General features: G+C 74.6%; 1 protein-coding gene and 1 pseudogene. One reads left to right on the top strand and one right to left on the bottom strand.

Annotated features, from left to right (window positions below; all coding sequences use genetic code 11):
- Positions 1 to 46: 46 nt before the first annotated feature.
- Positions 47 to 1,804 (bottom strand): DEDD exonuclease domain-containing protein, encoded by a 1,758-nt coding sequence (locus KBX39_RS29435; protein WP_210873655.1) that lies wholly within the window; start codon positions 1,802 to 1,804, stop codon positions 47 to 49.
- 127 nt (positions 1,805 to 1,931) lie between these two features.
- Between KBX39_RS29435 and KBX39_RS29430 the strand changes: the two are divergent.
- Positions 1,932 to 2,205: pseudogene (locus tag KBX39_RS29430) on the top strand (hypothetical protein); the annotation flags it as partial.

Raw genomic sequence — 2,205 nt, 5'->3', positions numbered from 1 at the left:
CCTTTAACAGACTAAGGGAGTCGAGGTAGTCCGATCGGTCAGTTGGTCATGAGCGTTCGGTCGAGACTTTGTGGGTTCCGCCGCTCTCCGCCTTCGTCAGGAGGTCGCGGAAACGCCCCGCGCCGGCCACCGGCGAGGCCCATCCGGCGCTCGCCTCGACCAGGCGGGTCTCCGATCGCTCCAACCAGGACAGGATCCGTTCGGTCTCCTCGGCGGTCGCGGCCGGCACCGGCCCGTGCCCGGGCAGCACCGTCTCGGCGGTGGCCCGGATCGCGTCGATCGTCGGTCGCGGATGGACACCCGGCGGGGACACCCCGGCCCCCGCCAGCCGCCCGTGCCGCACCAGCGCCAGCTCCCAGCCGCCCCGGGTTGCCGGCCGGGCGGCGGCCAGCTCGGCGATGCCGGTCAGCGCGGCCAGCCGCTGCATCCGGACCGCCGCGCGCAGCACCGCGACCAGCCGCCCGCGCACCACAGCCGCCTCCTCGTAGCGCTGGGCGGCCGACAGCACCTCGATGCGGGCGAGCAGCGCGTCCACCACCACACCGGGATCGTCGCTGGTGGCGGTGCGGAACGGCGTCGCCGCCCGGTCGTCGTACTCCTCGGGGGTGATCCGGTGCTCGCACGGCGCCGGGCAGCGACCCAGCTCGGCCAGCGCGCAGGCCGGCATGGTGGTGCGCCGGGACAGCCGGTGCGTGCACTGCCGCAGCGGCACCGCGTCGTGGAAGCCGGCGGCGGCCAGCTCCGCCGCCTGCCGGGACCGGAACGGCCCCAGGTAGGCCGTGTCGGTGGGCGCGATGTCGCGCACGATCGACAACCGGGGGTACGCCTCGTCGGTGAGCTTCAGCCACACCTGGCGCTCCGGATACTTCGACCTGCGGTTGTACGGCGGCGCGTGCGCCGCGATCAGCCGCAGCTCGCGGACCTCCGCCTCCAGTGAGTGGGCGCACTCGACCGCCTCCACCCGCTCGGCGGCGGCGAGCATCTCGGAGATCCGGGCCCGCTTCTCCGCGGCGGTGAAGTAGCTGCGTACCCGGGTGGCGATGTCGCCGGACGTGCCGACGTAGAGCGGCCGGTCGTCGGCGGCCCGGAAGATGTAGACGCCCGGCACCTTCGGCAGCCCGTCGGCGAGGTGCCGCTTGCGGCGCTGGGTGGGTGTGACCGCGCGGGCGAACTCGATCGCCTCGCCGACCGTGTCGACGCGGTGCCCGCCGAGCCGGCCGATCAGCCCGTGCAGCACGTCGACGGTGGCCTTGGCGTCGTCCAGCGCCCGGTGGGTGGGCTGGGTCGCGGTGCGGAAGTAGGCGGCGAGCGTGCCCAGCTTGCGGTTGGGCACCTCGTCGCGGGTCAGCACCCGCCGGGCCAGCGCGGCCGTGTCCAGCACCCGCGGGTTGGGCCAGCGGTAGCCGTGCTTCGCGCAGGCCGCCTTGAGGAACCCCACGTCGTACGGCGCGTTGTGGGCGACCAGCACGGCGTCGCCGACGAACTCCAGGAAGCTCGGCAGCACCTGCTCGATCGGCGGGGCGGGCAGCAGCATGGCCTGCGTGATGCCGGTGAGCACGGTGATGAACGGCGGGATCGGCACGCCCGGGTTGACCAGCGTGGCGAGCACGCCCAGCTCCTCGCCGCCGCGCACCTTCACCGCGCCGATCTCGGTGATCCCGCCGCCGTCGGGCGCGCCGCCCGTGGTCTCCAGGTCGACCACCACGAAGGTAGTCGCGTAGAGCGGCAGCGCCGGGTCCACGCCGCTGCCCGCCGCAGTGTCCAGGCCGGCCAGCGACTCCTGGACGTACTCCGCTCGTGTCACCCGCGGGACGCTAGCGGCACGGTCCGACACTTGCGTCACTGCGGCCCCAGGAGATACCACGGGGGTACGATGAGAGATCGGCTCACTCACCGGGCGGTGGGCCCGTTCGGGGTGGGAGACTTGCCTCATGCCCCTCACCGAGCCGCACGACGACCACTCCTCCGCGGAGGAGCCGGTCCTCGGCGTGCCCGGCGCCGGTGAGGACGCGCCGACCCCGGTCGAGCCCGAGCCCACCCTGCCCGAACCGGTCCGGCAGCGGATCGTGACGCTCACCGCGGCCGTGCTGCCCGGCCTGCCCGCCGACGAGGTGCCGGTGCCGCTGCGGCGGGTCGCCAAGTTCGCCCCGAACCGCCGCGCCCGGCTCGGCGCGCCCGCGATCGCCGCCCAGCTCACCGCCGACC

The sequence above is a fragment of the Micromonospora sp. D75 genome, from assembly GCF_018070405.1.
GTDB lineage: Bacteria > Actinomycetota > Actinomycetes > Mycobacteriales > Micromonosporaceae > Micromonospora > Micromonospora chalcea.
Note: the sequence above shows the minus strand (reverse complement) of the source record. Positions and strands in the feature narration are given on the sequence as shown.